Origin of the sequence: Pseudarcicella hirudinis, assembly GCF_900115665.1 — a bacterium.
Taxonomy (GTDB): Bacteria; Bacteroidota; Bacteroidia; order Cytophagales; family Spirosomataceae; genus Pseudarcicella; species Pseudarcicella hirudinis.
This window is the reverse complement of the sequence record NZ_FOXH01000023.1, coordinates 48,173-73,726: the sequence shown is the minus strand read 5'-3', so window position 1 is coordinate 73,726 and position 25,554 is coordinate 48,173. Positions and strand designations below refer to the sequence as shown.

Genomic DNA, 25,554 nt, shown 5'->3' with positions numbered 1-25,554 from the left:
AAACCTGTAATCCACAAAGATACGGCTTTTTAAGGTTGAATCTGAGATTGTTTTCAAACCAATCTTACAAATCGGATTACAGAACAGCAATACAGGAAATTTCCACATTTACATCTTTTGGCAAACGTGCAACTTCTACGGTCTCACGAGCCGGAGGATTTACTGAAAAATAGCTGCCATAAACCTCATTGATTTTCCCGAAATTATTCATGTCTTTTACAAAAATGCTGCACTTTACCACGTTTTCAAAGGTCATTTCTGCTGCACCTAAAATGGCTTTAAGATTCTCCATCACCTGACGGGTTTCATCTTCAATACTTGCTCCGGCTTCTGCCAATGCAATAGCAACCTGACCTGAAACATATAAGGTTCCGTTAGAAAGAACCGCCTGAGAATATGGACCTATTGCAGCTGGTGCCTTTTCGGTAAAGATAATTTTCTTTGACATTTTATCGTTTTTAGATTTGCCTTTCAGGGGCTTTTGTTGGAAATGTATTCAGATTCTGACTATTTTAGAGAGGAATCGGATGAGATTCCTAAATTTGCCTGCAAGTTACAAAATCATCTTATTTTATTCCCAGTACTATTTTTAAAAATCACCTTATGCTAGCAATAAATCGTATCCATCACGTAGCTGTTATTGTTTCAGATTATGAAAAATCGAAACATTTTTATACCGAAATCATGGGCTTCCAAATCATTCAGGAAATCTACAGATCTGAAAGAGAGTCTTATAAACTGGATTTATCCGTGAACGGGCTTTATCAGATTGAACTTTTTTCCTTTCCGAAACCTCCCGCAAGAGTTTCCCGCCCGGAAGCATGTGGCTTAAGACACCTTGCTTTTGAAGTGAATGATGTGGAGCAGGTGCGTGAACAACTTTTGACAAAAAACATTGTTTGTGAGGCCATCAGGATTGATGAATATTCAGGAAAGAAATTTTTCTTCATTGCCGATCCTGACGATCTTCCTGTTGAATTCTACGAAATATAACATTTCTTCAACATCAGTCATTTCATGAATCTGCAAAAATGTAAATTCATGAAATGACCGGATTCATATCATTTTATCGGGAAACACGGTTCTTATCAACCCAATAAGCCCAGATTATAATAATCCATTGCAATTGAGCTCCCCAGGCAATTCCTGAGACGCTTACCGGCGGTGGCCCGAGGATACTTGACAGATAGACCATTACCAAAAATACAATCAAACCCCAAAAGCCAAAACTTCCGGCTTTGTTAACAGCTTTGGTTGCTTTAATATAAATGGCAATCCCGATGGTAAATAATAAACCTTCTGCTAATAATGTTCCGGTAAGAGATTTCCATAACCCGAAACCCACATATTCAGATGCTCCGGGGGTGATCGGTAAATCAGGAATATGAACAAACAAATCCAATATCCAATGACTCAGTACACAAACCCCGATGAGTACCGACGCCCCTAAATCCTTCTTAAACACCCAGTATAGTAAGCCCCCTGAAAACGACCAGCCTAATACAGCCAGCAAACTATGTGAAATGGGGTAACTGGTAAATTCTAATGACCCCACTTCAGTAATTCCCGGTTTTATGGAAACTTTCTCAAGTCCTAAAAGCAATAAATCGGGCCATAAAAGATCTAAAAACTGAGAAGCAATAAATAAGGTCCCTAATGAGATCTGAGGTTTTAAAGCCTTTGAACCCATCCCTACTGCGAAATGTCCGATAAACATAGTATTAAAAATTAAAGGTTTTGATAAAATCAGTTAAAAACGATATCCAAAATGAACTGTCGGAAAAAATGTCCAGCGGCTTTCCTGATATTTTTGTTTTTCAAAATCAATCTTTTCCGCTGGCAATGAATAATCGACTCCAACCCAGGGAGTGATGTACAAACCTCTCTGAATACCTTCTTTGGGTTTGTTCAAAAAGAACCGGTAACCAATATGAGGGCCAAAACCCAATCCATGACCTCCGGCACTTTCTCCGGATTGCTTATAGACAGCTTCTGTCCGGGAGTATCCAAAACTAAAACCTGTGTATAAACCACGTGTCGTTTTTCCGTTAAAGTGATAATGTGCTTTTACGCCGAATCCCTTGTGTGTGACCCTGAAACCACTATTACCTGAATAACCTTCCGGCTCCTCAATACCAAAAACACCTAAATCGAAACTCCAGTTGGAAAATGGCTGATATATTCCGTGAAGAGAATAACCTTTCAGTATATAGGCAACAGGATCAACTTCTACACCAAAAGATGGAAAATTATCGGGAATCTGGGAAAGAGATTGATACCCCTGGAAACATAAAAACAAAGTGAAAATCTTTTTCATTGAAAATGCTTTTTTTAGTTTAACCGATTCAAAATTATTCGGTTATTAAATCAGCATCGACCGATTTTCTTAAGTTGTACGTCCGTTTTCAGAAAGTCGGACGCTTATTTATTTCTAAAATCAGAAGGAGTTGTACCTGTGAATTTTCGGAAAGCCGTATTAAAAGACGATTTGGAATTAAATCCGCAATCCATGGCAATACCAAGAATGGAAAAACGATTAAATCGCTCATCATTGAGCCGGAGTTTTATTTCTTCAATTCTGCAACGATTAATAAGATCAAAGAAAGATTCCTGATAATGGCGGTTTATTATTTCAGAAACCTGGTAAGCCGGAGTATTCAGTTGTTCACTTAACTGGCTAAGAGATAAGTCGCTTTGAATGAAGATTTTATCAGAAAACAGTAATTTTTCCAGTTTTTCAACCAGAATTGCAGCTTGTTCTTCAGAAACATGGTAGGTGTTTCGCCTACCCTTTTCGTTTGAGAGAAGAGGCTCCGGATCAGTTATTACCGGATTTTCTGCAATCTGTTCAGGCATATTCACAACAACACGCTTTCCCCAGGAAGTATAGGCCAAAGCGTAAATCACCGCGCTCAAAGACAAACCCATTACATTATTTGTCAGCACAAAATCAAGCGGTATGAAAAAAGACAGTCCATAAATGATAAAAATGAAAATCATAAGTGTGAGATAAAGATTCAGGAGAAACGCTGCTTTGTCAAGACTGATTTTGTCAATATCCGAGAAATTATTCTTTAACCAGTTCTGAAAACGTCTGACGAGTTTCAGACTTAAGAAAACATAAATGCTTATATGAACGATTCTAATGGTTTGAACCGTCAGCACAAATTGGTTTTGTTTTTTATTAAGCAGAATTTGTTCTCCGAAAGCAATTTTTTCCTGCCCTCCTAAAGTATAAAAGGGAATAAGACAAATTGTGTAGAGGAAGAATGGAATGAAGTGAAAAATACTTTTTTCAGGAAGAGAGCCTTTAGTGATAAAATGAACGTAAAAGTAGAGAAGTGGTCCGAACAACAGAACCATCGGATCTGCTACCCGGATAAGATGTGGAAAAACTTTATAATATCCTGAAAGTCCTAAAACGGCCCCCAGCAAAGCAAAAGACATTACCAGAACAAGCAGAGAAAGAATCCTGTTTTCCTTTGCATCGGTTTGATGGCTGAATAATAAAAAAGCCAGAAATATTCCCTGAATTGCAGCAGTAAAATTAATAATTGATAGTATCTCCATAGATTTCCGACTCAGATCCTAAATTATAGGTCAATTATCGCAATTCAAAATAATCAGAAATGAGCCGGTTAATATCAGGCAATTCTCCGGAAAGTTCAATAAAAATACTGGCCTCTCCTTCTAAAAAAGTGAAAGGAATTTCTTAGGGATTGCTGTTTCAAAATGCAGTTTTTCCCTGGAAACAGGATGTGTGAAAGACAATACCCAGGCATGAAGCCCAAGGCGGCCAATCGGATCAACAGTTGCACCATATTTACTGTCACCGACAATACTATGGCCAAGGTCTTTCATATGAACACGAATCTGGTTCTTTCTTCCGGTTTCCAGATTTACTTTCAGTAAAGTGAAATTCTGATTCTGTTTTAAGGTATCATAATGTGTCACGGCATATTGTCCGTGATTCGGATTCGGACTTGAATACACAACAAGGGCCTTACTTTCCTGTAAATAAGAGGTAATTGTTCCCTCTTTTTCTTCAGGAGTTCCTTCAATCACAGCCAGGTAGGTTCTTTCCATGATAGTTGCAGTCCATGATTCCTGCAAAAGTTTCTGGATTTTTTCACTTTTTGCAAACATCATTAAACCTGAAGTCTCTCTGTCAAGGCGATGTACAACAAATATTCTGTTTCCGGGATCCTGTTTTTTTACATGAGCACTTAAAATACTGTAGGCAGTCTGATTTTTTTCATGCAGCGTAGCAATCGACAGCATTCCCTCCTGCTTTTCTATGATAATCAGATCTTTATCTTCAAAAATAATTGTCAATCCTCTGTATTTCTGTTCCGGTGCCGCCTTGGTTTTTCTTACTTCAACTTTTTCTCCTGTTTTCAGGATATGATTAAATTGTGTTACCACCTGGCCTTCTACCAGAATCTGCTTATCCCTCAAAAAGCTTTTTATATTATTACGGCTTTTATTGGGCATTTGTTCAATCAGAAATTTCATCAATTCCGCTTCCTGAGTCACCACAAAACCTGTAGTATTTGCAGTTTTATTTTCCTTAAAGTTGCCTTTATGTTCTTTATTACTAGTTCTTTCTCTCATTTTATTTTAGGAAAACGGAAAAACTCCGCGGAAATCTTTGATATAAAAATTACTGAATCATCTGGCAGCATGTATCATCATATCATGCTTATTACCTGCAAAGGTACTATTAAAATCAAAGATTTAACTTCGAAAATTACCCGGGTATAAAAATATAAAAGGCTGCCCCGGTAAAGAGGCAACCTTTTAATATCAGAAAGTTTCTGAAACCTAAGCCAGAGAAGTATTCATTACTTCAGTTTGCTTACGAATAGATTCCAGGTGAACCAGCTTGAATAATTCTTCTACAAATTCAGGATATAAGCCTAAACCTTTAGCTTGTCCTGCACGGTCAGCATGAACCTGCTTCCAACGATCAAGTTGTAAAACAGCTACATTATTATCACGCTTATATTCACCTAATTTTTCAACAACCGACATACGAGCTGCCAATACTTCCAGTAATTCACGGTCGATATTGTCAATTTTAGCACGAAGGGCTGTTAATTCATCAGTAAAATCTGCGCCATAAGAAGCCTTACGAACATCTAATTCACGAAGCATTTCTCCCAAAGCTTCAGGAGTAAGCTGCTGTGAAGCATCAGACCATGCCTGATCCGGATCACGGTGGGTCTCAATAATCATCCCGTCATAATTCAGATCAAGGATTCTTTGAGAAAGTTCCATCAGCAAAGCACGTTTTCCTGCCATGTGAGATGGATCACCGATGATAGGTAACTGCGGAAACAAACGTTTCATTTCAACCGCAATCTGCCACATTGGAGAGTTACGATATTTTGTTTCCTGAGCATTAGAGAAACCACGGTGGATAGCACCTAATTTCTTAATACCCGCACCTTGCAAACGTTCAAAAGCCCCAACCCAAAGAGCTAAGTCCGGGTTTACAGGGTTTTTAACAAGTACTGGTACGTCAACACCTTTAAGGGCGTCAGCTATTTCCTGTACGTTGAAAGGGTTCACAGTAGTTCTTGCCCCAATCCACAATACGTCAACACCATACTTCAAGGACAATTCGATGTGTTCAGGAGTGGCTACTTCAACTGCAATTGGCAGACCTGTCTGCTTTTTCGCTTCAACGAGCCACGGCAAAGCCGCTTCACCCATACCTTCAAAACTGCCTGGACGAGTACGAGGTTTCCATACGCCAGCACGCATGATGTGTGCGTAACCTTCTGCTTTGATTCGGTTAGCAGTTTCTAGGACTTGTTCTTCTGTCTCAGCTGAACAAGGGCCTGCAATAATGAGTGGTTTGCCGTCAGTATTAATCCATTCCTGCATCGGCACTACGTCTAAATTAGCGTTCATGGCAACCGGTTGATTTTAATTAGTAGGTCAATTATGGCAATTCGAAAGAAATTTTAGTAATTTTCAACGACAACCTTAATTTTAATCATAATCTTAAAAAGCAAAGAAATTTTTGATAATTTCCTGAATAACAGAATAAAATTCAATTAAATTGTTAATCAGATTTCTTTAAGATATCAGAGCCTGCGACTCCATAACGAACTTACTATTTGAAAAAAAAATAAAAATTGTTTTTGTATTATTCTAATATGTTATATTTGCACGTTTTTCTGTAATTCAAAAGGCATCACTCGAAACCTCCAATATTTTTTGTATATCCAAAAGTAATCAAAACAATTTAGTCCTTTGTTGGATACTTTTCACAGATAATAACCAAAATGTCAAGCACACACGCAACAGCGACCAAATCCAGGGTTTCATTTGAGGATACCTCAGTAGCATTCTCTTATAAATCTAATGCTCAATTACGCAAGACTTATTTCATATTTGCATGTATGAATCAGAATTGGCTTGTAAAGTTAGGCACTTTTTTTATCAAACTCTTGCTTTTTCTTCATTTTCCTGTAAAAAAGTTAATTAAATATACTGTGTTTGAGCAGTTTTGTGGTGGAGAAACACTACAGGAATGTAATAGAACCATAGAAAATTTGGACAAAGTTCATATTGGTACAATTTTGGACTATTCCGTTGAGGGGGAAGAATCGGAAGCAAGTTTCGACCGTACATTAAAAGAAATTCTGGAAACCATTGAAAAAGCACATAATAATTCTGCCATTCCATTCGCCGTATTCAAAGTAACCGGTATCGCCAATACAGAATTATTGAATAAAATCCAGGATGAACATGATTTGACAAATGACGATAAGGCTGCTTATGAAAGAGTTCGTGAAAGAATGAATATGCTTTGTAAAAGAGCAGCAGAGCTGGATGTGAAGATATTTGTAGATGGAGAAGAAAGCTGGATTCAGGATACAATTGATACATTGACTTATGGCATGATGGAAAAATATAATCATGACAAGTGTATCGTTTTCAATACTTACCAGATGTATCGCAGAGATATGCTGGACAATCTGAAGCTTGCTGCCAAAGATGCTCGTGAAAAAGGTTATTTCCTGGGTGTAAAACTGGTCAGAGGAGCTTACATGGAAAAAGAACGTCAGAGAGCTCATGAAAACGAATATTGCGAGCCTGTTCATACAACAAAAGAGGCTACTGATAAAGATTATAATTCAGGGATTGATTTCTGTGTTGAAAATCGTGAAACTATTTCAATTTGTGTAGGTACTCACAATGAATACAGCTGTAAATACCTGGTTGATCTGATGAAGAAAAACAATATTTCTCATGACGACAAGCATTTCTATTTCGCTCAGCTTTTAGGTATGTCTGATAATATTTCATTCAATCTGGCCAAAGCAAATTACAATGTAGCAAAATATGTTCCTTATGGACCCGTTGAAGCGGTAATGCCTTATCTTTTCAGAAGAGCTGAAGAAAATACTTCAATTGCCGGACAAACCAGCCGCGAGTTTTCTTTAATCCGTAAGGAAATGATTCGTCGTAAAAAGAAAAGCGCCTGATTTCAGGAAATGTAATTTTGACCTAAGCCATTGAAGCAAGCTTCAATGGCTTTTTTGTTTTACAGAACAGTCCGTTTTCCTGGCTTGTAGTAAATGATGTAAATTCCGGGTAAATCTGACAAAATTGCAAATTATACCGTCATTAGGTAAATTACCAGCCAACATCATAATCTTCAGGATACAAAATGAGCATAGAAGAATTGCAACACATCTGTGAACAGTTCAAGGGTGTTACACAGGATATTAAGTGGGAAAGTCATTTATGTTTTAATGTAGGACAAAAAATGTTTTTAGTAACTCTTCCGGACGGCTTTCCCCATACTGCTTCTTTTAAAACCACAAACGAATACTTCGAAGAACTGTGTAACAGAGAAGGAATTATTCCGGCACCCTATCTGGCCAGACATCAATGGGTTCATCTTGATGATATTAATCGCTTAAGCAGGATTGAGTGGGAGAAATATATCAGAATTTCCTATGAACTTGTGTACGATAAGTTACCGTCAAAATTGAAGAAAGAAATAGTTTAAATATTACAGTATATTCTGACCGGATAATTTTCAGTCAACCTTTATTAACCTTTAGGGTCAAATCAAACATATGGAAGTTTTAGTTTTCAAAGATTATGAAGCATTGTCAGCAGCTGCTGCCAATCAAATGCTGGATTTAATAAGGTCTGATCCTTATGCTGTTCTTTGTCTGGCATCTGGAAGTTCGCCATTAAGGGCCTATCAATGTTTTGCAGATGCGGTGCAAAAAGAACAACTTGATTGCAGCAAGTGTACCATTATCGCACTTGACGAATGGCTGGGAGTTTCGCCGGAAGACTCAGGGAGCTGTCATTACTTTTTGTCAGAAAATCTGTTAAATCCCCTGAATATCCCTACCCGGAATGTACATTTATTTGATGGCCTGACAACAGACCCTGAAGCTGAATGCGAAAAAATTAACCGGTTCATCACTCAGATAGGAGGCATTGATTTAATGATCGTCGGGGTAGGTATGAACGGACATATCGGTTTTAATGAACCCGGCACCCCGACTGATAATTATGCCCATGTAATTGATCTGGATGAGATTACAAGAACAGTCGGACAGAAATACTTTGACAAACCTACATTACTCCAAAAAGGTATTACAATGGGTCTGAGGAATCTCCTGGAAGCGAAAAAAGCTATTTTAATGGCAAACGGTTCAAAAAAGGCAGAAATCATTCAGAAAACCGTTGAAGGAAAGGTAAGCACGGAGTTACCTTCAAGTATAATGCAAAACCATACAAATGCGCTTATAATGATTGATGAAGAAGCTGCAGGAAAATTGAACCGATAACATTTCATTAAATTGTATCAATTATCTAAAATGCTTTTTCGTTATATCATCTGCATGCTGCAACTTAATTATTACCGCAGCTTTGTTTATTAACGAACTTTAAACATAAAACTTTCTGCTCTTTACACTTTGAATCAGTATCTTTGCAGAAGTTTTATCTTAAAAAATTATTGAACAGTCCGGCCTTTCGAATGAAAAATGCTGACTATTCCCTGAAAAAATCGAAATGTTACGTTCCCCGTACAAATATTTTTTACTTACCCTATTGATGATTGTCATTGATCAGGCAATCAAACTGACGGTTCATTTTACCATGGAACCTGGTTTCGTTGGTCAGATCCGTATAATTGGTGATTTTTTCAAATTGCATTATACTCTTAATCCCGGAATGGCATTCGGGATGCAGTTAGGTGTTGAGAACGGTAAACTTATTCTGAGTATTTTCCGTCTTTTTGCCATGTTCGGAATCGGTTTTTACCTGGTACATTTAGCTAAAAAAGGAGCGCATGAAGGTTTACTCTGGTGCATAGCCCTGATTCTTGCCGGAGCAATCGGAAATGTAATAGACAGTACTTTTTATGGTGTATTTCTGAATAATGCTCCATACAACTCTCCCACTCCCTGGTTTCACGGGCAGGTAATTGATATGTTTTTCTTTGATATCTGGGAAGGAATCATTCCGGAATGGATACCAATCTGGGGAGGAACGTATTACTCAACCCCGATTTTCAATTTTGCAGACGCTACTATTTTCTGCGGAGTAGCTACTATTCTTATTTTCCAAAAGCGCTTTTTCGATACACATGACGCATCCAGAGCGGCTGTCAAAACTACTTCTGAAGATCAGCATGAGCTTAATGAAGAAGTTAACACTCCCGAAACGGGAATAAATTCAGAAGAAGGTAAACAAGAAGAAAAAGAAGATTAAATTCCGGAAATATGAAAGATATTATCGTTTTGGGCCTGCTCTGGCTGGCATACGGTTTCATTCATAGTTTACTGGCGACAGATATGGTAAAAAATCTTCTCAAAAGACTTTTGGGAGGATTTTTTCGTTTTTATCGCCTTATCTATAATGTCATTGCATTTTTAACACTTTTACCGATCCTTTTTTTTCAGTTATCTCTTAGAAGTGAGGTGATTCTTCCCGGCTCAATCATGAACTATGTTCTGGGAGGTCTTATGACACTGTCCGGAATTACCCTTATCGCCGCTTCATTCAAAAATTATAACCTTGCAGAATTTTTAGGAACAGACGTTTTTGATCCAGCTTCAACGCCACAGGTACTGAAACAGGATGAGCTTTCTGCCGTAGTCAGACATCCGCTTTATTTAGGCATTCTTCTGATTATCTGGGGTTATTTTGGTATTGACGGAACAATGGCCGGGATAACAACTGCCTGTGTCCTGACGCTTTATATCCGAATCGGCATCTATTTTGAAGAAAGAAAGCTTGTCAGCCAGTTTGGCAAAGCTTACCTCAAGTATCAGCAGGATGTTCCGATGCTGATTCCAAAAATATTTTAGCAGAGATCAATTTCAGGAAAGAATACCCGTTTTTAAAACCTTCCTGTATGAAAAAGTACCTGTTTATTCTTTCTGTTTCGGTAAACATTCTTTCGGTAACATTACTCCTTGGTTTAGGATATATGTATCACGACAAGATTATCGACAGGCTTTCACCTCAGAGACAGGCTGATATTTTACTAATCGGAGATTCGAGAATAGCTCAGGAAAACTGGCAAAATCTGCTGGGAAGAACTGATATCAGGAATTGTGCGGCAGGCGGCCTTACTACTCAGCAAATCCTTTGGGGAATCGAGAGAGGTAATCTGAACTGCTCCCCTGAAATCTGCATTCTGGAAGGCGGAATTAACGACCTGCTTATGGGAATTCCAGTAGAAAGGATTTGTAATAATTTTCAGGCGATAATCAGTCTTCTGGAAAAAAACAAAGTTATTCCGATTTTACAGACGGTTATTTATACCACCGATGACCCGGAAGTAAATCTGCAGGTTACTGAGGTCAACAACTGCCTTAAAAAGCTCTCTCTTCAACGTAATATCTGCCTGCTCGATATTAATTCATTTCTTTCTGATGGTCAAAGATTAAACCCGAAGCTATCCACTGACGGTATTCATTTAAAAGCGGAAGCCTATGAAATCTGGAGCGGGCATTTGAATCTCAGAATAGACAGCCTGCTTCGAAAGGAATACAAATAAAAAGAGGTCATCTGAAAATTTCAAATGACCTCTTTTCTATATTTTATTTTCAACGTTTCCTTATTTCTTAGGAGCAGTTGCAGCTGGTGCCGGTGCAGGCGCTGTAGCTGGTTTCGGAGTGATTCCCATTTTCTTCAATACAAGATCAGACATGTTAGCATCGTCCGGAGCGTGTAATAAAATCGGGCTTGTTCCAAGACCTGCATCAGAGTTGAATACGTAAGTAAATCCATTCTCTTTTGCTACAGTGTGCATGTTGTCTTCAATTTTCTTCAACAATGGCTGCAACAACTGAGCTTGTTTCTTTTGCAAAGATTGTTGAGAATTTTGTTGAAATTCCTGAATTGACTGCTGTGCATTCTGCAATTCTTTTTCTTTATCAGCTTTGATAACGTCAGACATGGTAGCAGCTCCTTTTTCATAAGCAGCTAACTTATCCTGGAAGTCTTTCATTTTACCTTGTAAAAGGTTTTCATACTGCTGTTGCGTTGCTTTCAGGTCAGCCTCCACTTGTTTTGCTTCCGGCATTTGTCCTAAAATATAGTCTGCATTGATAAAGCCAATTTTAATTTGTGCCTGTGCATTCACTGTTGCCATAGCAAAAAGTGCTATCACGGCAATCACTAATTTGTTTCTCATTGTTGTTTAAATTGTAATTTGTTAGTTGCTTTTTTTATTTTTACTCTTTTGATCTGTATTGTTAGGGCTTTCAGATTCCGCTTTTTCTTTCTCTTTATCCTTTATTTGTTCAGGAGAGATTCCGAGTTCTTCCATTACATAGTCAGTGTAATCATGAACAGGGTTAGTATAAACCATAGTTAAACCATCTGAGGATTTATCAAATACAAAATCCAGTCTTTTCTGGCGAACTACCTTTTCTAATGCTTTCGAAATTTCGTCTAAAATTGGCTTAATAATGTCCTGCTTTTTCTTGATAAGCTCTCCATTAATTCCGAAAACTTTATTCTGCATGTCTTTGGCTTCTTTCTCTTTTTCAGAAATTGCCTTCAAACGCTGCTGTTTCATATCTTCTGTCAATAAAACTTCTTCAGCTCTGTAAGCTTTTTCAAGTTTTTCAATTTCCAGATTTTTATCGGAGATTTCCTTAATCCACCTGGAAGTCAGCTTCTCTATTTCAGCCTGAGCGGTCTGATATTCCGGCATTTTAGAAGTAATATATTCTAAATCCACATATCCGAACTTCTGAGCTTTAGCTGATCTGCTAAAACAAAGGAAAGCCAAAATTAGTAAAAAAATCTGCTTCTTCACAGTTGATAAAGTTTTGAATGAATAAGTTAGACTTTAACCATATGTTTCTTTTAACATTCCGATATGGTTTCCACATAGTATCCTTCCCTATTTTCTTCCAATTTACAAAAATTATGTCAATTCATGCCTTATTAACGCCTCTTTACCCTGCATATTGAGTTTGCTCTGTATTTTTTGATCACATTAACAAAACATTAACTTTATTACAAAAAAACAGGCAATGAATAAATTTCAGAAATTTAGCATTGCCTGTTTTAAATATCAGGATCTTAACGGATCTGTTGTCCGATTGAGAATGTGAAAGCCTGACGACCGAAATCGCTTGCTCCCGGCTGAGGTTTATCGAAACCAAAACCATAATCTATACCAATCATACCAAAGGCGGGCATAAAGATTCTGGCACCCACACCGGCAGATTTATACAGTTTAAACGGATTATATTCTTGGAAAGAAGCGTAGTTATTACCTCCTTCAGCAAATCCTAATAAGAAAATTGTAGCTGAAGGGTTCAGAGAAACCGGATAACGAACTTCCATTACAAATTTATTATAAGCCACCCCACCCGGGCTTCCGTATCCTGAAGGTCCGATAATCCTGTCTTTATAACCTCTCAAACCAATGATATCACGGTTAAACGAGTACCCCTGAACCATCCCGGATCCACCCACGTCAAAACGTTCAAAACGGGTAATTGCACCCCCATAACTACCTAAGAAACCTAAGTGAGCTCTTGTATGAAGCACAAGCTTTCCTACCATTGTTGTAAACCAGCTTGCATCAAACATCCATTTATGGTATTCAATCAGGTTTGTATTCTTTCCTCCGAACAATGAATAAGGAGGTGTCAGCGAGGCAGTCAATGAGAAACTCGATCCCATCCTCGGGAATGTCGGGTTATCAATACTGTTTCTTGAGAAGTTGGTAATAAATGTAGCCAACGTTGACAAACCATCAGGATATCCGTAATAAGGCAAATCTTTTACATCAATTAACTGGAACGAAACAGAGTTACTCAAAGAGAAATAATCATCCGGCCATTTCAGTCTTTTACCCAAACTGATTGTCAGGTTGGTAGAGTTAAAGTGGGCATTGTTATTAATTGCCTGTTGTGCCAAAGAGGCACTATCCGTTCCATAACTGGTACTCGGATAATATCCTGTTCCTCCGTATAACCCATAATTGTTATAACCATAACCACTGCTATATGCTCCGGAATACGCATTACTTAAACGCAATGGGTAAGAAATATTACGGCTCAAACTTACAGAAAGCGAGTTAGGTTTTTTACCACCAAGCCAGGGCTCTGTGAATGTTAATGAATAGTTCTGGTAAGCAGCTCCGTTAGCCTGGAAACGAACGGCTAATTTTTGTCCGTCACCTGAAGGAAGAGGTCTCCATGAGCTTAAATTGGTAATATTTCTCGCAGAGAAGTTGTTAAACACAACCCCTAATGTTCCTACAAAACCGATATAGCCACCCCAACCGCCTGAAAGTTCAATCTGGTCAGAAGGTTTTTCTTCTACGTTATACTCAATATCAACTGTTCCGTCCGGACGGGGAATCGGATTCGGAGAAATTTTCTCAGGGTTAAAGTAACCAATTGTTGAAAGCTCACGAACTGTACGGATAATGGCAGACTTGTTGAATTTTTGTCCTGGTAAAGTTCTGATCTCACGCATTACAACGTGGTCAGAAGTTTTAGTATTACCGTTAACAATTACCTTATTGATTGTTGCCTGTTTACCTTCATTGATACGAATAGTAATATCAATTGAATCTCCTTCAATGGCTGTTTCAACCGGTTCAGCATTGTAATATAAATAACCGTTATCCATATAAACCGAGCTTAGGTCTTCACCCGGATTACCATTCATCTTTTTCTCAAGCTCTTCAGTATTGTACACATCTCCTTTTTTGATAGATAATACTTCAGCCAGTAATGAGTCAGGATAGATATAATTACCTTCCCAATAAATATTGCGGTAATAGTATTTACGGCCTTCTTCCAGTTTCAGGACAACATTTACCGTATTCTCATTGAATTTATAAACAGAGTCAGAAAGAATCTGGAAATCGCGGTAACCGGATTTGTTCATATATTCAATCAGTTTCTGCTTATCTTCTTCAAATTTCTTCGGAACGTATTTCGAAGGTTTGAAAATTCTGCCGAAACGCATTTGTTTGGTATCTTTCAATTTCCGGCGAATTGTTCTTTCGCTGGTCTCCTTCAGACCTGTAATAATAATTTTATTGATTTTGACTTTGCTTTTCTTATTTACAGAAATGCTGAGGGTAGCATTATTTCCTCTGAGTGAGTCCGTTTTCTGCGCAGTTTTAATAACAATATTCAGGTAACCTTTTTCCTGAAAATGCTTTCTGATTGCCAGCTCAACGTTTTTCTTAAGTGTTTCGGTAATAATTTTACCTTTATAGGTTTTAATTTTATCGTTAAGCGTCTCCTGCTCTCCCTTACGAATACCTGAATATTGAACCTTATAAAGCCTCGGGCGTTCCTTGAGGGCAATATTAAGCCAGATCCTGGTGCCTTCCATTTTAGTTGCCACGATCTCCACCTCTTCTAAAATCCCCTGATCCATCAGTTTTCTCAGTGCAGAAGTAATGGCATCACCCGGAACTTTTATTTTATCCCCGATTCTTAACCCTGAGATGGTAATCATTGAATTTCCATCGTAAAATTTCGAACCGGAAGTCGTTATTTCAGCAATTTCATATTCTTTTGGGTCAGCATAATTCAAATCTAATCCCGAACTCGCACCAATAGGTAAAGATGAGCGTCCTACTCCCCGTAACTGTGCATTTGCCAGAGAAGCGACACAGAAAAAGGCAATAATTAAGAGAAAAACTTTCTTCATTTTTTTGTTTTTGTGAATGACGGCAACTTTTAACTAAAAATACATCAGAGTAGCGGTAATACCGCGTGGCCATCATTTATAGCTCTATGTACTGAAAAGGTATCGGTGGTTATGATTTTGCTAAAAGGCGAATCTGTTCGCTGGTTTTACCGAATCTGCGTTCTCTTGTCTGATAACTCAATACAGCTTCAAACAAATGCTGCTTTCTGAAATCCGGCCAGAAAAGTTCATCAAAAATATATAATTCCGTATAAGCCAGCTGCCAAAGCATAAAATTACTGATTCTGTGATCTCCCCCGGTTCTTATCATCAAATCAGGATTACTGATACCTTTGGTATCAAGTGATTCTTCAAATAAGTCTTCGGTAATATCCTCCACAGCAATTGTCCCTTCTTTTACCTTTTGAGCAAGCTGTCTGGCAGTATTTACAATATCCCACTTACCGCTGTAACTCAACGCTAAAATCAGGGTTAATCCTGTACTGTTTTTTGTTGAATCGATGGCGGCAGTCAGTTCTTTTCTTGATTTGGCAGGTAAACTGTCAATATTCCCGATGGTTTCAAGTCTGATATTACTTTTAATCATCCCCGGAAGCTCATCTTTGATGGTTCCTACCAATAATGACATTAAAGCATCTACTTCAGCTTTTGGTCTGTTCCAGTTTTCAGTGGAAAATGCATAAAGAGTGAGGTATTTAACCCCCAGTTCTCCGCATCCTTCTATGGTGTCCCGCACTGCCGTAAGAGCATTACGGTGACCAAAAATCCGGTCAACAAAGCCCTTTTGCTTAGCCCAGCGTCCATTTCCGTCCATAATAACGGCTATATGTTTCGGGACATTGTTATTATCAATTTGTTCCTTCACGGATTTAACACTTTTTAACATTCAACAGACTAAAATCTTACCGGCAGTTTGAATTTTTTGAAGGTTTTTATGAAAATTCAGGAAATTATTTTACCAAAATACCCCATATAAACCTTTAAAATCAAAAAACTGCGGTGAATAGTGTGCAAATTTAACGAATTAGCTAGCCTATTCAAAATCAAAGAAAAAGCTCCTTGAAAGTTTCTTGAAATAATAATTTGATAATGGCATAAAAACTAAGTATTTCTCCCTGTTTCAGACGATAGAAAAGACTCCGGAACCGGAATTTCAGGAGCGAATGATTTGAGTGCGGATAAATCAAAATGGATTTTATTGAAATGATAATTTTACCTCGATCCTGCCCTTAAACATGAAAACCTCCCTCCTTTAAAATTTAACTAATCCGTAGGACAGAAAATATTCAGTATCGTGTAGGTCAATGTAAGTGAAGTGTAATAATACATGTCATTATGGGCATAATCGTTCTGGAAATTTTTAGGATAACCCGGATGATTTCCACCTAAATTATCCAGATAGTCTGTAAAGGTCTTTCTTGTTCCGAATTCCAGATTTATTCCCCAGTTTCTCTTGATATTGTATTTTATCCCGACTCCGAAAGGAATTACAATCTGGTTCGTTTTGTAATCATCAATCGGATCCTGATCAGGAGAAAATTTCATAGCAGCCAAACCACCAAAAACATAGGGCGACCAGTCTTTATGATACCGGCTGTACTTATAATTAAAGAAGTTATATTCAGCGATTAAGGCAATTTCGTCAATTTTAGTATTAAAAGACATTCCTCTGATCTGGTTCATCGGATCACTTACCTGTTTATCATCCGCATAAATTTTCCCAAGCAAAGCACTGGCACGAAAAGAAACAGAATTATTAAGGTTGTATCTGAACATAATATTCCCCCCCAGTCTGGCAAAACCAGGGTGGAAGTCAGGAGAAATGTCACCTTTATAGTTCATCGCTCCAAAACCGGCTCCTATTTCAATTTTCTGCGAAAAAAGATGTAGGGGAAAAACCAAAAGAGATAAAAACAGGCTTATCCCAAACACAAAAACATTGAGTTGAAGGATTTTACTTTTAAAAGAAACGCCGGGAAGCATGTTTAACATTCTGTCATTTAACAAAAAGGTCAGGTGATTTACCTGACCTTTTTGTGGTGGTATAAGTCTTTTAACGTAATGGCGGGCATTTAATTTTCACCGGAAGGTGATATATTATACTAAAATTTGTCAGCATATAACTATCCTTCACCGAAGAACTCCCTCTTGGATTTCCTTTCAGGCCGATACCTGTATTGGTTGAGACAACAGGAGCATTCGGATCAGAAATAGGAATACCATTTGCATTCAGAAAATTAACATACGACTGCGTTCTGTCTTTTCCTGAATAGGCAGCAATCTGTTCCTGAGAACGATCTCCCAATGAGGCAGCTAAAGGACTTTGCGCTGTCAAATCTTCTGTAGCAGCATATTTCCCTCCCACATCATCCAGATAGTCTGTCATCGAATACCTGAATCCTACTTCAGCACCAAAATCAAAATCTTTGTTAATTTTAACTCTTACCCCAAACCCGATCGGGAAAGAAACGCCAATGAGCGAATAAGGTTTATCAGTATATCCGGGTAATCCTTGTCCTTCTGTATGTTTATCCTGCAAAGTCACCCAATCTGTTCCATAAAGAGAGGATTCGGGTTTAGCCATTGGATTATGCGCAAAAACTGCAATTCCTCCAAAAAGGTAAGGTACAACCTTTTCACGCCTTTCATAACTGCGTCCACCGCTTTTAAAGTCATACTGAGCCAACAGGGAAAGCTCTTTTATATCATTCCGAAAATGAAGATTCCTGATAAAATTTGCCTCAAATCCTTTCACACCTTCCAGGGTATTATCGTCTCCGGCAATTCTGGCATAAGTCAGACCTATCCTTCCACTCCAGTTTGGTGTAAAATACCGTGTATAATTAAAGGCTAAATTCCAGCGGATCATGTTAAATGTTGACTGGATAGGGCGAACATAGGGGGAAAGTTCTCCATAATAACTTGAAGTACCTACTCCAAAACTTACAGAAGAGTGCGGTTCAAACTGATCTGTCCGGTGAACTTTCGGACTTTTCTCCGACTTTTTAAACATTTTGAACTGGGCTGTCAAATCATGAGAGACCAGACCCGCGAGTAAAATCAGACTAAGTATTGATAATTTCTGTTTCATGTTGGCAATTTCTGTCAATTGATGTAAAAAAATCCCACATCAATTTTAAATATAGAATATTTATGGAGCGTGCTTGTCTTAAATTGTAAGCTAAAATGATGCCTGAAACATCAGAATATTTACGAAATTTCAAAATAACCTCTGAATAAACAGATTAAAGTATATTTCCCCGCTCCTTGCATGAACAAAGAAGCTCAAAGCTTCAGGAGGGTAACGTTGAAATGCAAACTGATATTGTTTGTTTTTGAAACTTAGTCATGAAAACAGGCAAAACAAAGTTTTACGCTAAATATTAATAAATTTCTTTATTTAGCAAAGCTCATTACTAAAACGGTATCTTTCTTAGAATAACTTTTTACGGTTACACTCAGGCTTCCTGACGACTTAACAATCGTATTATTCGGACTTACATAGTCCCAAAGATTCGTTGTTTCGCCCATAAGGTCAAGTTTTTGTTTTTCTCCTTTTGAATTTTTCAGTTCAATCAGATAATGTATTTTCTCCGGAGTAACTACGTTAGCATACTTTTTAACAACCTTTCCGTTCCATTCCATACCAAGAATATCGGTAGCTCCCGTAAAAGTTCTTCTTGCGCTGGTCTTGTCCCGGTATAAATCAATCCCCAAAACTACCAGTGCCATAAGGAAAATCCAGGGCGTCCATTTACTGGAACCAAGGCGTTCTGATCTTCTTGGTGCATTATTTTCTCCGCCACCCATCATATTTCCGAAAAGGGGCATTTTTAATTTCGGACGGGGCGGCCTGCGGTTATATGGCTGTTGTTCCATGATTTTCAATAAGTTAAGTGTTAAATTATATTCAGCAGCTGATGTTTACATGAAGATGTAAAACATTGTAAAAAGTTCTTAATACAATATTAATTACTCTGAAATTGTTTTTAAAAGATTGTAATAAACTAAATTTGCAAGTATTTTATTTTTATGGTGTCTTTTGCCTGCTTATAAAACAATAAAAAAGGCTGATAAATTTGATATTTTAAAAATATCTGACGCGTTTGGATTTTAGGCCAACGAACAAAATCTAATGACCAACAACCTAATACAATGTTAAATATACTAACTAAAGCAGTTACAAAAATTTTCGGTACGAAGTCTGAAAGAGACATTAAGGAATTACTGCCTTACGTAGAGAAAACCAATGCTGAATTTGCCCAACTCAGCGCTATTTCTGATGATGAACTTCGTCAGAAATCAGCCAGGTTAAAAGCTATTATTGCCGAACGTTTAAGCAATATTGATCAACAAATATCAGGTTTGCGAAGCAAAGTTGAAGAAACGGAAGATATTAATCAAAAAGAAGTCTTCTTTAACGACATCGATAAACTTGAACTGGAGCGCAATAAACAATTGGAAATTGTTTTACTTGAAATCCTTCCTTTGGCATTTGCAATTGTTAAAGAAACCGCCCGCAGATTTACTGAAAACGAGAAACTGGAAGTAACTGCTACAACTGAGGATAAATTTATTGCTTCAAAAAAGAAGAATGTTGAAATTCTTGGGGATAAAGCAATATGGCATAATAAATGGCTTGCTGCCGGAAATGAAATCGTATGGAACATGGTTCATTACGATGTTCAGCTGATCGGTGGTGTGGTACTTCATCAGGGTAAAATTGCCGAGATGGCTACCGGGGAAGGTAAAACACTCGTTTCTACCCTTCCGGCATTCCTTAACGCCCTGGCGGGAAGAGGTGTTCATATCGTTACTGTTAACGACTACCTTGCCAAACGTGACTCTGAATGGAATGCTCCTTTATTCGAATTTCATGGTTTAACGGTTGATTGTATCGATCGTCATGAACCAAATACCGATGCGAGAAGAAATGCTTATCTGGCCGATATTACTTACGGAACCAATAATGAGTTCGGTTTTGATTATCTCCGTGATAACATGGCAAGAAGTCCTGAAGAGCAGGTTCAGAGAAAACATCATTTTGCAATGGTGGATGAGGTTGACTCCGTGTTGATTGATGATGCCCGTACCCCGTTGATTATTTCCGGTCCGATTCCGAGAGGAGATGAGCATGAATTTGATGATTTCAAGCCAAGAGTTTCAAAACTGGTTGATGCACAGAAACAGATTGTTCAGAATTTGTTGGTTGAATCGAAGAAACTGATTGCTGCCGGTGACAAAAAAGAAGGTGGTCTGGCACTTTTCCGTGCTCACAGAGGTTTACCAAAATCCAAGCCATTAATCAAATATTTGTCCGAGTCAGGCCATAAGCAGATTCTTCAGGAAACTGAATCTGTTTACCTTGCTGAGAACCAGAAATTAATGCCTCAGGCTGATGCTCCTTTGTTGTTTACCATTGAAGAGAAAAATAATCAGGTTGAGCTTACTGAAAAAGGAATTGAATTCATTACCGGAAACTATGAAGATCCGGACTTTTTCGTTCTTCCTGATCTTTCGATTGATCTGAACAAAATAGAGATTGATAAAAATATCACCGAACAGGAACGTCTTATTCAGAAAGAGGCACTTATCAGAGATTATTCTATCAAAACTCAGAGAATCCATACAGTAAGCCAGTTACTGAAAGCTTATACCTTATTTGAGAAGGATACTGAGTATATCATCGTTGACGACAAAGTAAAAATCGTAGATGAGCAGACTGGTCGTGTAATGGAAGGCCGTCGTTATTCTGATGGTTTGCACCAGGCGATTGAAGCGAAAGAAGGTGTAAATGTTGAAGATGCTACCCAGACATACGCTACAATTACCTTGCAAAATTACTTCCGTATGTATCACAAACTTTGTGGTATGACGGGTACAGCTGAAACGGAAGCCGGAGAATTCTGGACGATTTACAAACTTGATGTTGTGACAGTTCCAACCAACAGAACTATTGCACGTAAAGACGAAGAAGATAAAGTTTACCGTACAGTAAGAGAAAAATACAATGCTGTAAGTGAAGAGATTCAGGATCTGGTAAGCAAAGGACGTCCGGTTCTTGTAGGTACTACTTCTGTTGAAAACTCTGAATTATTGAGCAGAATGCTTACAATCCGTAAGATTCCGCACAATGTACTGAACGCCAAGCATCACGCACGCGAAGCTGACATTGTAGCTGAAGCAGGACAATCCGGAAAAGTGACGATTGCTACCAACATGGCCGGTCGTGGAACGGATATCAAGCTTTCTCCTGATTCTAAAAATGCCGGAGGTCTGGCCATTATCGGTACGGAGCGTCACGAATCACGTCGTGTTGACCGCCAGTTAAGAGGTCGTGCAGGTCGTCAGGGGGATGTAGGTTCATCTCAGTTCTTTGTTTCACTGGAAGATAACCTGATGCGTTTATTTGGTTCAGACCGTATCGCTAAGGTTATGGACAGAATGGGTATGGAAGAGGGAGAAGTTATTCAACATTCAATGATTACCTCTTCTATTGAAAGAGCTCAGAAAAAAGTAGAGGAAAATAACTTTGGGGTACGGAAACGTTTGCTGGAATACGATGATGTAATGAACTATCAGCGTAATGCCATTTACAAACGTCGCCAGAATGCATTGTTCGGCGAGCGTCTTGCTTTGGATATTGCCAATACCATGTACGATACCTGTGCTGAATTAGTTAACAATTATACGGTATATGAAGAGCTTGAGCTAAAATGCATCGAAATTCTTGGTATGGAACCTCCTTTCAGTCGGGAGGAATTCCCAAGACTAAATGCTCAGAAACGTACAGAATTGTTATATAACGGAGCTGAGGTACATTATAATGAGAAAAATGCTGTTATTGCTGACCAGGTTATCAATGTAGCCAATGAAGCAATCAATCAGGGATATACCGGAATTCAGGTACCGGTTACCAATGGACTGGTAGTTACAGGTATTTTTGCAGACGCACATAAAACCCTTGATACCAAAGGTAAAGAGGTGGTTCAGGAATTAGAGAAATTCATTTCATTATCATTGATCGACCAGGAGTGGAAAGAGCATTTGAGAGAAATGGATGATTTAAAGCAATCTGTTCAGAATGCTGTATTCGAACAAAAAGATCCATTGTTAATTTATAAGTTTGAGGCGGTTAATTTATTCCAGAAATTCCTTGCAAGAGTAAATTCAGATACCATCAGTTTTCTGATGAAAGCAGCTATTCCTGATTTCCAGGAAGCACCTGCCCCTCCGAAAGCTCCCCGTCAGGAACCAGCCCAGCCAAAATTAAAGACCAGTAAGGATGATGCTATTTCTTCTTTGCTCGGAGGTCTGGCTTCTTCACAGGAGCAGGAATATATTGACCCAAGTGATAGAACCGCTGAAAAAGTAGCTCCTCGTCAGGCAATTAAAATTGCGGATAGAAACCAAAGAGTTACTGTTCAATACAAAGATGGTTCTATTAAAGAAAATGTGAAGTATAAAACAGTAGAACAAGACGTAGAAGGCGGTTTAGCAGTCGTAATTGCTTAAACAGTTCTTCTGTACATGTGTAAAAAGGAGTCCGTTTGACGGACTCCTTTTTATGCTTTATTACGGTAATTATATTTTTCGGAATTGCTGAAAACCTGTTTTCCTCTTACAAATCCTGCATAATCCTGTATAACATAACCCGGCCTCCCTTTCATTTCCTGAAAAATCTTCCCCAGATAAATGCCGATTACTCCTATCATCATTAACTGAATCCCGCCTATTAAACTCGTAAAAATGATAATGGAAGCCCAGCCTGTAATGACATTATGGTTAAACAAATGTTGAAAAAGAGCATAAAGTCCATAAAATGCCGAAATACCAACCATCAGAAACCCGAGAAATGCTGACATATACAAAGGCTTGGTTGAGAAAGACGTTATTCCCGTCGCTGCAAGTGTAAGCATCTTTTTCAAGGAGTATTTGGTTTTACCTGAATACCTCACTGCAGGAGTATAGTCTATTCTATATTGTTTGAAACCAAGCCAGGGTATAACTCCTCTCAGAAATAAATCTTTTTCTTTCAGCTGAATGATATAATCAGCCACTTTTCTATCTATCAATCTGAAATCAGCGGCGCCCTTCTCAATCGGAATATCTGTAACGAATTTGATTACCTGATAGAAAAAAGAAGAGGATATTTTCTTAAAATATGTTTCATCATCACTTTCCTCTCGCACCGTGTAAACAATCTCATAGCCTTCCATCCATTTTTCCACAAATCCCGGAATCATTTCAGGTGGGTGTTGTAGGTCGGCATCCATCGTAATGATACAATCACCGGTAGCATAATCAATCCCCGCTCTCAAAGCCATCTGATGACCAAAATTGCGTGAAAAAGATACGTATTTTATATTTTCATTCAGTTCATGGAGTCTTTTTAATACGGCAAGAGAGCCATCTGTACTTCCGTCATCAATAAAAATCATCTCATACTCAGCATAATTCTCCAGTATGGGGAGTGCTTTTGAAACAAGCATCCCGATATTGCTCACTTCATTGAAGGTGGGTATAACAACAGATATTTTAAAATCCTTATTCATGGGTCATAAATTACATCAAAAGTTTGTTAATTGGTATGTAAGGTATTATTCAGCAGTGAAAACGGGCAGATCGAAGGATAGGTGTATCTGATAAAGCTGGTTAAAGTTAATCATTCTTCATCTTTTATCCTTTCCTGCAATGACTAATTTTATAATATATTATTCAATGGTCAGTAAACCATCATTTTAAGATACAAATCATTCATTTTCTGCTATTATTTATCCGGAATAATCAGAATGAACGGCTATTATTTCTTCACTGCTTTTTTATAGAAAGTAATGCTTCCGGATTTTTTACTGAAATGTACCTTTATTCAGGCCAGGCGGGATATAAAATGGTTTGAGAAAACATATGAAATGCCCTTTTAAAACCAAAAATGGTGGCAAGAAATAATCTTCCTGCCACCATTTTCAATATAATGCTCGTATCAGTTCTAGTATCCCTCGTTCTGAACCAATTTATTATTGGTGTTGATCTCACGCAATGGAATAGGGAAAATCAAATTCGGCGCGTTAAAAGGATATGAATCTGTGCCTTTTATAATAGTCGTTTTGGTTCTCTTAATGTCATGAATCCAGTGACCTTCAAAAGCAAGTTCCAATCTTCTTTCTTTCAATATTGACTGTAACGTAACAGAACTTGCAGGTAAAACTCCGGCTCTAAGTCTGACTACATTAATATCATCAACCGGACTTGCTCCTACTTTCGTCCCCAATCTGAAATTGGCCTCCGCTCTTGTCAGATACATTTCAGAAAGGCGGGCAATTTTAACATTAGCAAAAGGATCAGCCCATTTTCCGGTAAAACGATCACCATCTACATAGAAGAAATTACGGGTATCATTTGCATCATATAATGCAAGGTGCTTGTCCTCAATAATGATATCACCACGACCTCCTTTATCAGAAGAAGCAAAGAATGTAACCAAACTGTTAACACCATCCTGTGCCGTAACCTGCATCGCAAAAATATCTTCAGAAGTATTGCTGGCAGTATTAAACTCATCCTGAAAACCCGGAACCAGCGAATAAACCTTTGAAGCAATGACTCTGTCAGCCGCATCTCTGGCATTGGCATAATCTCCGCTCATCAGATAAACCCTTGACAAAATAGCTGCTGCGGCATTTTTTGTAGCAAAAAATCCATTACTTACCGGCAACAGTTTTTCTGCATCAGTTAAATCCTTGATAATTTGCGCATAAACTTCCTGAACTGAGTTACGGCCAACAAAACTTGAGCCGTCAACCTGTTTGGTTGGTACTAACACCAATGGCACGCCAGGATTTGATAAAGGATTTCCGTCCAGGAAAGTTTTAGCATAAACTCTTATTAATTCGAAATACATTAATCCCCGAATAAATTTAGCTTCTCCTTCTACTTTTGATTTCTTGGCAGCAGTAACCACACCTGTATTAGCCAGTACGTTATTGGCAATATTAATGGTACGATAAGTGTCAAACCAGGTATCTTCAGCCTGCTGGTCATCTCTCAGCAACTTTTTTCTGAAAATCTCACGAGGTGCAGTGAATGTACCCACAAATGAAAGTTCTCCATTATCCGCAATCAGTTCTGCATCTCTCTGGATATTACCTCCTAAAACATCTCCGTCTCCCATTGAATCATAAGCTCCGACTAAAAGAGCCTCAATATCACCGGAAGTAGTAAGCGCAGTAGAAGCGTCAATATCATTTACAGGTTTAATGTCAAGTTTATTACCGCAACCCATTAATAATGAGCTGGCTAGTAATGATATATATATTAATCTTTTTTTCATTTTCTAAAAATTTTGTAACAAAATTGGAA

The 25,554-nt window shown here is 38.1% G+C and carries 23 protein-coding genes; 8 read left to right on the top strand and 15 right to left on the bottom strand.

Annotation, left to right across the window (positions count from 1 at the left end; translation table 11 throughout):
• Window positions 1–76 precede the first annotated feature (76 nt).
• Window positions 77–448 (bottom strand): Rid family detoxifying hydrolase, encoded by a 372-nt coding sequence (locus BM179_RS24720; RefSeq protein WP_092019829.1) that lies wholly within the window; start codon window positions 446–448, stop codon window positions 77–79.
• Between the two features lie 155 nt (window positions 449–603).
• Between BM179_RS24720 and gloA2 the strand changes: the two genes are divergently transcribed.
• The gene (gloA2, locus tag BM179_RS24715) at window positions 604–993 is read left to right on the top strand and encodes an SMU1112c/YaeR family gloxylase I-like metalloprotein (protein ID WP_092019828.1); all 390 of its coding nucleotides are present in this window, start codon (window positions 604–606) and stop codon (window positions 991–993) included.
• A 73-nt stretch (window positions 994–1,066) separates the two neighbouring features.
• Here the strand turns inward: gloA2 and BM179_RS24710 are convergent, their stop codons facing one another.
• The 5 genes from BM179_RS24710 to BM179_RS24685 form a co-directional block, all read right to left on the bottom strand.
• A complete protein-coding gene (locus tag BM179_RS24710) occupies window positions 1,067–1,717 on the bottom strand; it encodes a metal-dependent hydrolase (RefSeq protein ID WP_092019827.1) in 651 nt (216 codons plus the stop codon).
• Window positions 1,718–1,750: 33 nt separating this feature from the next.
• Window positions 1,751–2,317 (bottom strand): hypothetical protein, encoded by a 567-nt coding sequence (locus BM179_RS24705; protein WP_092019826.1) that lies wholly within the window; start codon window positions 2,315–2,317, stop codon window positions 1,751–1,753.
• A 104-nt stretch (window positions 2,318–2,421) separates the two neighbouring features.
• On the bottom strand, window positions 2,422–3,570 hold the full coding sequence (locus tag BM179_RS24700) for a helix-turn-helix domain-containing protein (RefSeq protein WP_092019825.1): 1,149 nt from the start codon (window positions 3,568–3,570) through the stop codon (window positions 2,422–2,424).
• 120 nt (window positions 3,571–3,690) lie between these two features.
• Entirely contained in the window at window positions 3,691–4,614 is a 924-nt protein-coding gene (locus tag BM179_RS24695; protein ID WP_092019824.1) for an RluA family pseudouridine synthase, read from the bottom strand.
• A gap of 210 nt (window positions 4,615–4,824) precedes the next feature.
• Complete coding sequence (locus tag BM179_RS24685; protein ID WP_092019822.1) at window positions 4,825–5,919, bottom strand: chorismate mutase; 1,095 nt, start codon at window positions 5,917–5,919, stop codon at window positions 4,825–4,827.
• 377 nt (window positions 5,920–6,296) lie between these two features.
• On the opposite strand from BM179_RS24685, the gene BM179_RS24680 reads away from it, so the two are divergent.
• The 6 genes from BM179_RS24680 to BM179_RS24655 all read left to right on the top strand — a co-directional run bounded on the left by BM179_RS24680 (window position 6,297) and on the right by BM179_RS24655 (window position 11,053).
• Window positions 6,297–7,502 carry a proline dehydrogenase family protein gene (locus BM179_RS24680; protein ID WP_092019821.1) on the top strand — a complete coding sequence of 402 codons (1,206 nt, stop codon included), beginning with the start codon at window positions 6,297–6,299 and terminating at the stop codon, window positions 7,500–7,502.
• Window positions 7,503–7,687: 185 nt separating this feature from the next.
• Window positions 7,688–8,032: an MmcQ/YjbR family DNA-binding protein gene (locus BM179_RS24675; protein ID WP_092019820.1), complete on the top strand. Its 345-nt coding sequence runs from the start codon at window positions 7,688–7,690 to the stop codon at window positions 8,030–8,032.
• Window positions 8,033–8,102: 70 nt separating this feature from the next.
• Window positions 8,103–8,831 (top strand): 6-phosphogluconolactonase, encoded by a 729-nt coding sequence (locus tag BM179_RS24670; protein ID WP_092019819.1) that lies wholly within the window; start codon window positions 8,103–8,105, stop codon window positions 8,829–8,831.
• A 226-nt stretch (window positions 8,832–9,057) separates the two neighbouring features.
• Window positions 9,058–9,759, top strand: a complete 702-nt coding sequence (locus BM179_RS24665) for a lipoprotein signal peptidase (RefSeq protein WP_092019818.1) — start codon at window positions 9,058–9,060, stop codon at window positions 9,757–9,759.
• A gap of 11 nt (window positions 9,760–9,770) precedes the next feature.
• Complete coding sequence (locus tag BM179_RS24660) at window positions 9,771–10,358, top strand: methyltransferase family protein (protein ID WP_092019817.1); 588 nt, start codon at window positions 9,771–9,773, stop codon at window positions 10,356–10,358.
• A 47-nt stretch (window positions 10,359–10,405) separates the two neighbouring features.
• Complete coding sequence (locus tag BM179_RS24655; protein ID WP_092019816.1) at window positions 10,406–11,053, top strand: SGNH/GDSL hydrolase family protein; 648 nt, start codon at window positions 10,406–10,408, stop codon at window positions 11,051–11,053.
• A 60-nt stretch (window positions 11,054–11,113) separates the two neighbouring features.
• Here BM179_RS24655 and BM179_RS24650 read toward each other — a convergent pair whose 3' ends face one another.
• From BM179_RS24650 to BM179_RS24620, 7 genes are all read right to left on the bottom strand, one after another.
• A complete protein-coding gene (locus BM179_RS24650) occupies window positions 11,114–11,692 on the bottom strand; it encodes an OmpH/Skp family outer membrane protein (protein WP_092019815.1) in 579 nt (192 codons plus the stop codon).
• 21 nt (window positions 11,693–11,713) lie between these two features.
• The gene (locus BM179_RS24645; protein ID WP_092019814.1) at window positions 11,714–12,322 is read right to left on the bottom strand and encodes an OmpH/Skp family outer membrane protein; all 609 of its coding nucleotides are present in this window, start codon (window positions 12,320–12,322) and stop codon (window positions 11,714–11,716) included.
• 269 nt (window positions 12,323–12,591) lie between these two features.
• A complete protein-coding gene (gene bamA, locus BM179_RS24640; protein WP_092019813.1) occupies window positions 12,592–15,195 on the bottom strand; it encodes an outer membrane protein assembly factor BamA in 2,604 nt (867 codons plus the stop codon).
• A 109-nt stretch (window positions 15,196–15,304) separates the two neighbouring features.
• Window positions 15,305–16,060 (bottom strand): undecaprenyl pyrophosphate synthase, encoded by a 756-nt coding sequence (uppS, locus tag BM179_RS24635; protein ID WP_092019844.1) that lies wholly within the window; start codon window positions 16,058–16,060, stop codon window positions 15,305–15,307.
• Between the two features lie 398 nt (window positions 16,061–16,458).
• Entirely contained in the window at window positions 16,459–17,187 is a 729-nt protein-coding gene (gene porG / locus BM179_RS24630; RefSeq protein ID WP_229633032.1) for a type IX secretion system protein PorG, read from the bottom strand.
• 61 nt (window positions 17,188–17,248) lie between these two features.
• Window positions 17,249–18,286, bottom strand: coding sequence for a DUF6089 family protein (locus tag BM179_RS24625; RefSeq protein ID WP_092019811.1), 1,038 nt, complete (start codon window positions 18,284–18,286; stop codon window positions 17,249–17,251).
• Window positions 18,287–18,591: 305 nt separating this feature from the next.
• Entirely contained in the window at window positions 18,592–19,074 is a 483-nt protein-coding gene (locus tag BM179_RS24620) for a hypothetical protein (protein WP_092019810.1), read from the bottom strand.
• 276 nt (window positions 19,075–19,350) lie between these two features.
• On the opposite strand from BM179_RS24620, the gene secA reads away from it, so the two are divergent.
• Complete coding sequence (gene secA / locus BM179_RS24615; RefSeq protein WP_092019809.1) at window positions 19,351–22,710, top strand: preprotein translocase subunit SecA; 3,360 nt, start codon at window positions 19,351–19,353, stop codon at window positions 22,708–22,710.
• A gap of 50 nt (window positions 22,711–22,760) precedes the next feature.
• On the opposite strand, the gene BM179_RS24610 is transcribed toward secA, so the two are convergent.
• Both BM179_RS24610 and BM179_RS24605 read right to left on the bottom strand, forming a co-directional pair.
• Window positions 22,761–23,750, bottom strand: coding sequence for a glycosyltransferase family 2 protein (locus BM179_RS24610; RefSeq protein ID WP_092019808.1), 990 nt, complete (start codon window positions 23,748–23,750; stop codon window positions 22,761–22,763).
• A gap of 434 nt (window positions 23,751–24,184) precedes the next feature.
• Window positions 24,185–25,525 (bottom strand): RagB/SusD family nutrient uptake outer membrane protein, encoded by a 1,341-nt coding sequence (locus tag BM179_RS24605; RefSeq protein ID WP_092019807.1) that lies wholly within the window; start codon window positions 25,523–25,525, stop codon window positions 24,185–24,187.
• Window positions 25,526–25,554: the final 29 nt, after the last annotated feature.

Coding starts and splice junctions, on each gene's coding strand:
- BM179_RS24720 (WP_092019829.1), bottom strand. CDS start 448: ATGTCAAAGAAAATTATCTTTACCGAAAAGGCACCAGCTGCAATAGGT.
- gloA2 (WP_092019828.1), top strand. CDS start 604: ATGCTAGCAATAAATCGTATCCATCACGTAGCTGTTATTGTTTCAGAT.
- BM179_RS24710 (WP_092019827.1), bottom strand. CDS start 1,717: ATGTTTATCGGACATTTCGCAGTAGGGATGGGTTCAAAGGCTTTAAAA.
- BM179_RS24705 (WP_092019826.1), bottom strand. CDS start 2,317: ATGAAAAAGATTTTCACTTTGTTTTTATGTTTCCAGGGGTATCAATCT.
- BM179_RS24700 (WP_092019825.1), bottom strand. CDS start 3,570: ATGGAGATACTATCAATTATTAATTTTACTGCTGCAATTCAGGGAATA.
- BM179_RS24695 (WP_092019824.1), bottom strand. CDS start 4,614: ATGAGAGAAAGAACTAGTAATAAAGAACATAAAGGCAACTTTAAGGAA.
- BM179_RS24685 (WP_092019822.1), bottom strand. CDS start 5,919: ATGAACGCTAATTTAGACGTAGTGCCGATGCAGGAATGGATTAATACT.
- BM179_RS24680 (WP_092019821.1), top strand. CDS start 6,297: ATGTCAAGCACACACGCAACAGCGACCAAATCCAGGGTTTCATTTGAG.
- BM179_RS24675 (WP_092019820.1), top strand. CDS start 7,688: ATGAGCATAGAAGAATTGCAACACATCTGTGAACAGTTCAAGGGTGTT.
- BM179_RS24670 (WP_092019819.1), top strand. CDS start 8,103: ATGGAAGTTTTAGTTTTCAAAGATTATGAAGCATTGTCAGCAGCTGCT.
- BM179_RS24665 (WP_092019818.1), top strand. CDS start 9,058: ATGTTACGTTCCCCGTACAAATATTTTTTACTTACCCTATTGATGATT.
- BM179_RS24660 (WP_092019817.1), top strand. CDS start 9,771: ATGAAAGATATTATCGTTTTGGGCCTGCTCTGGCTGGCATACGGTTTC.
- BM179_RS24655 (WP_092019816.1), top strand. CDS start 10,406: ATGAAAAAGTACCTGTTTATTCTTTCTGTTTCGGTAAACATTCTTTCG.
- BM179_RS24650 (WP_092019815.1), bottom strand. CDS start 11,692: ATGAGAAACAAATTAGTGATTGCCGTGATAGCACTTTTTGCTATGGCA.
- bamA (WP_092019813.1), bottom strand. CDS start 15,195: ATGAAGAAAGTTTTTCTCTTAATTATTGCCTTTTTCTGTGTCGCTTCT.
- porG (WP_229633032.1), bottom strand. CDS start 17,187: ATGTTAAACATGCTTCCCGGCGTTTCTTTTAAAAGTAAAATCCTTCAA.
- BM179_RS24625 (WP_092019811.1), bottom strand. CDS start 18,286: ATGAAACAGAAATTATCAATACTTAGTCTGATTTTACTCGCGGGTCTG.
- BM179_RS24620 (WP_092019810.1), bottom strand. CDS start 19,074: ATGGAACAACAGCCATATAACCGCAGGCCGCCCCGTCCGAAATTAAAA.
- secA (WP_092019809.1), top strand. CDS start 19,351: ATGTTAAATATACTAACTAAAGCAGTTACAAAAATTTTCGGTACGAAG.
- BM179_RS24610 (WP_092019808.1), bottom strand. CDS start 23,750: ATGAATAAGGATTTTAAAATATCTGTTGTTATACCCACCTTCAATGAA.
- BM179_RS24605 (WP_092019807.1), bottom strand. CDS start 25,525: ATGAAAAAAAGATTAATATATATATCATTACTAGCCAGCTCATTATTA.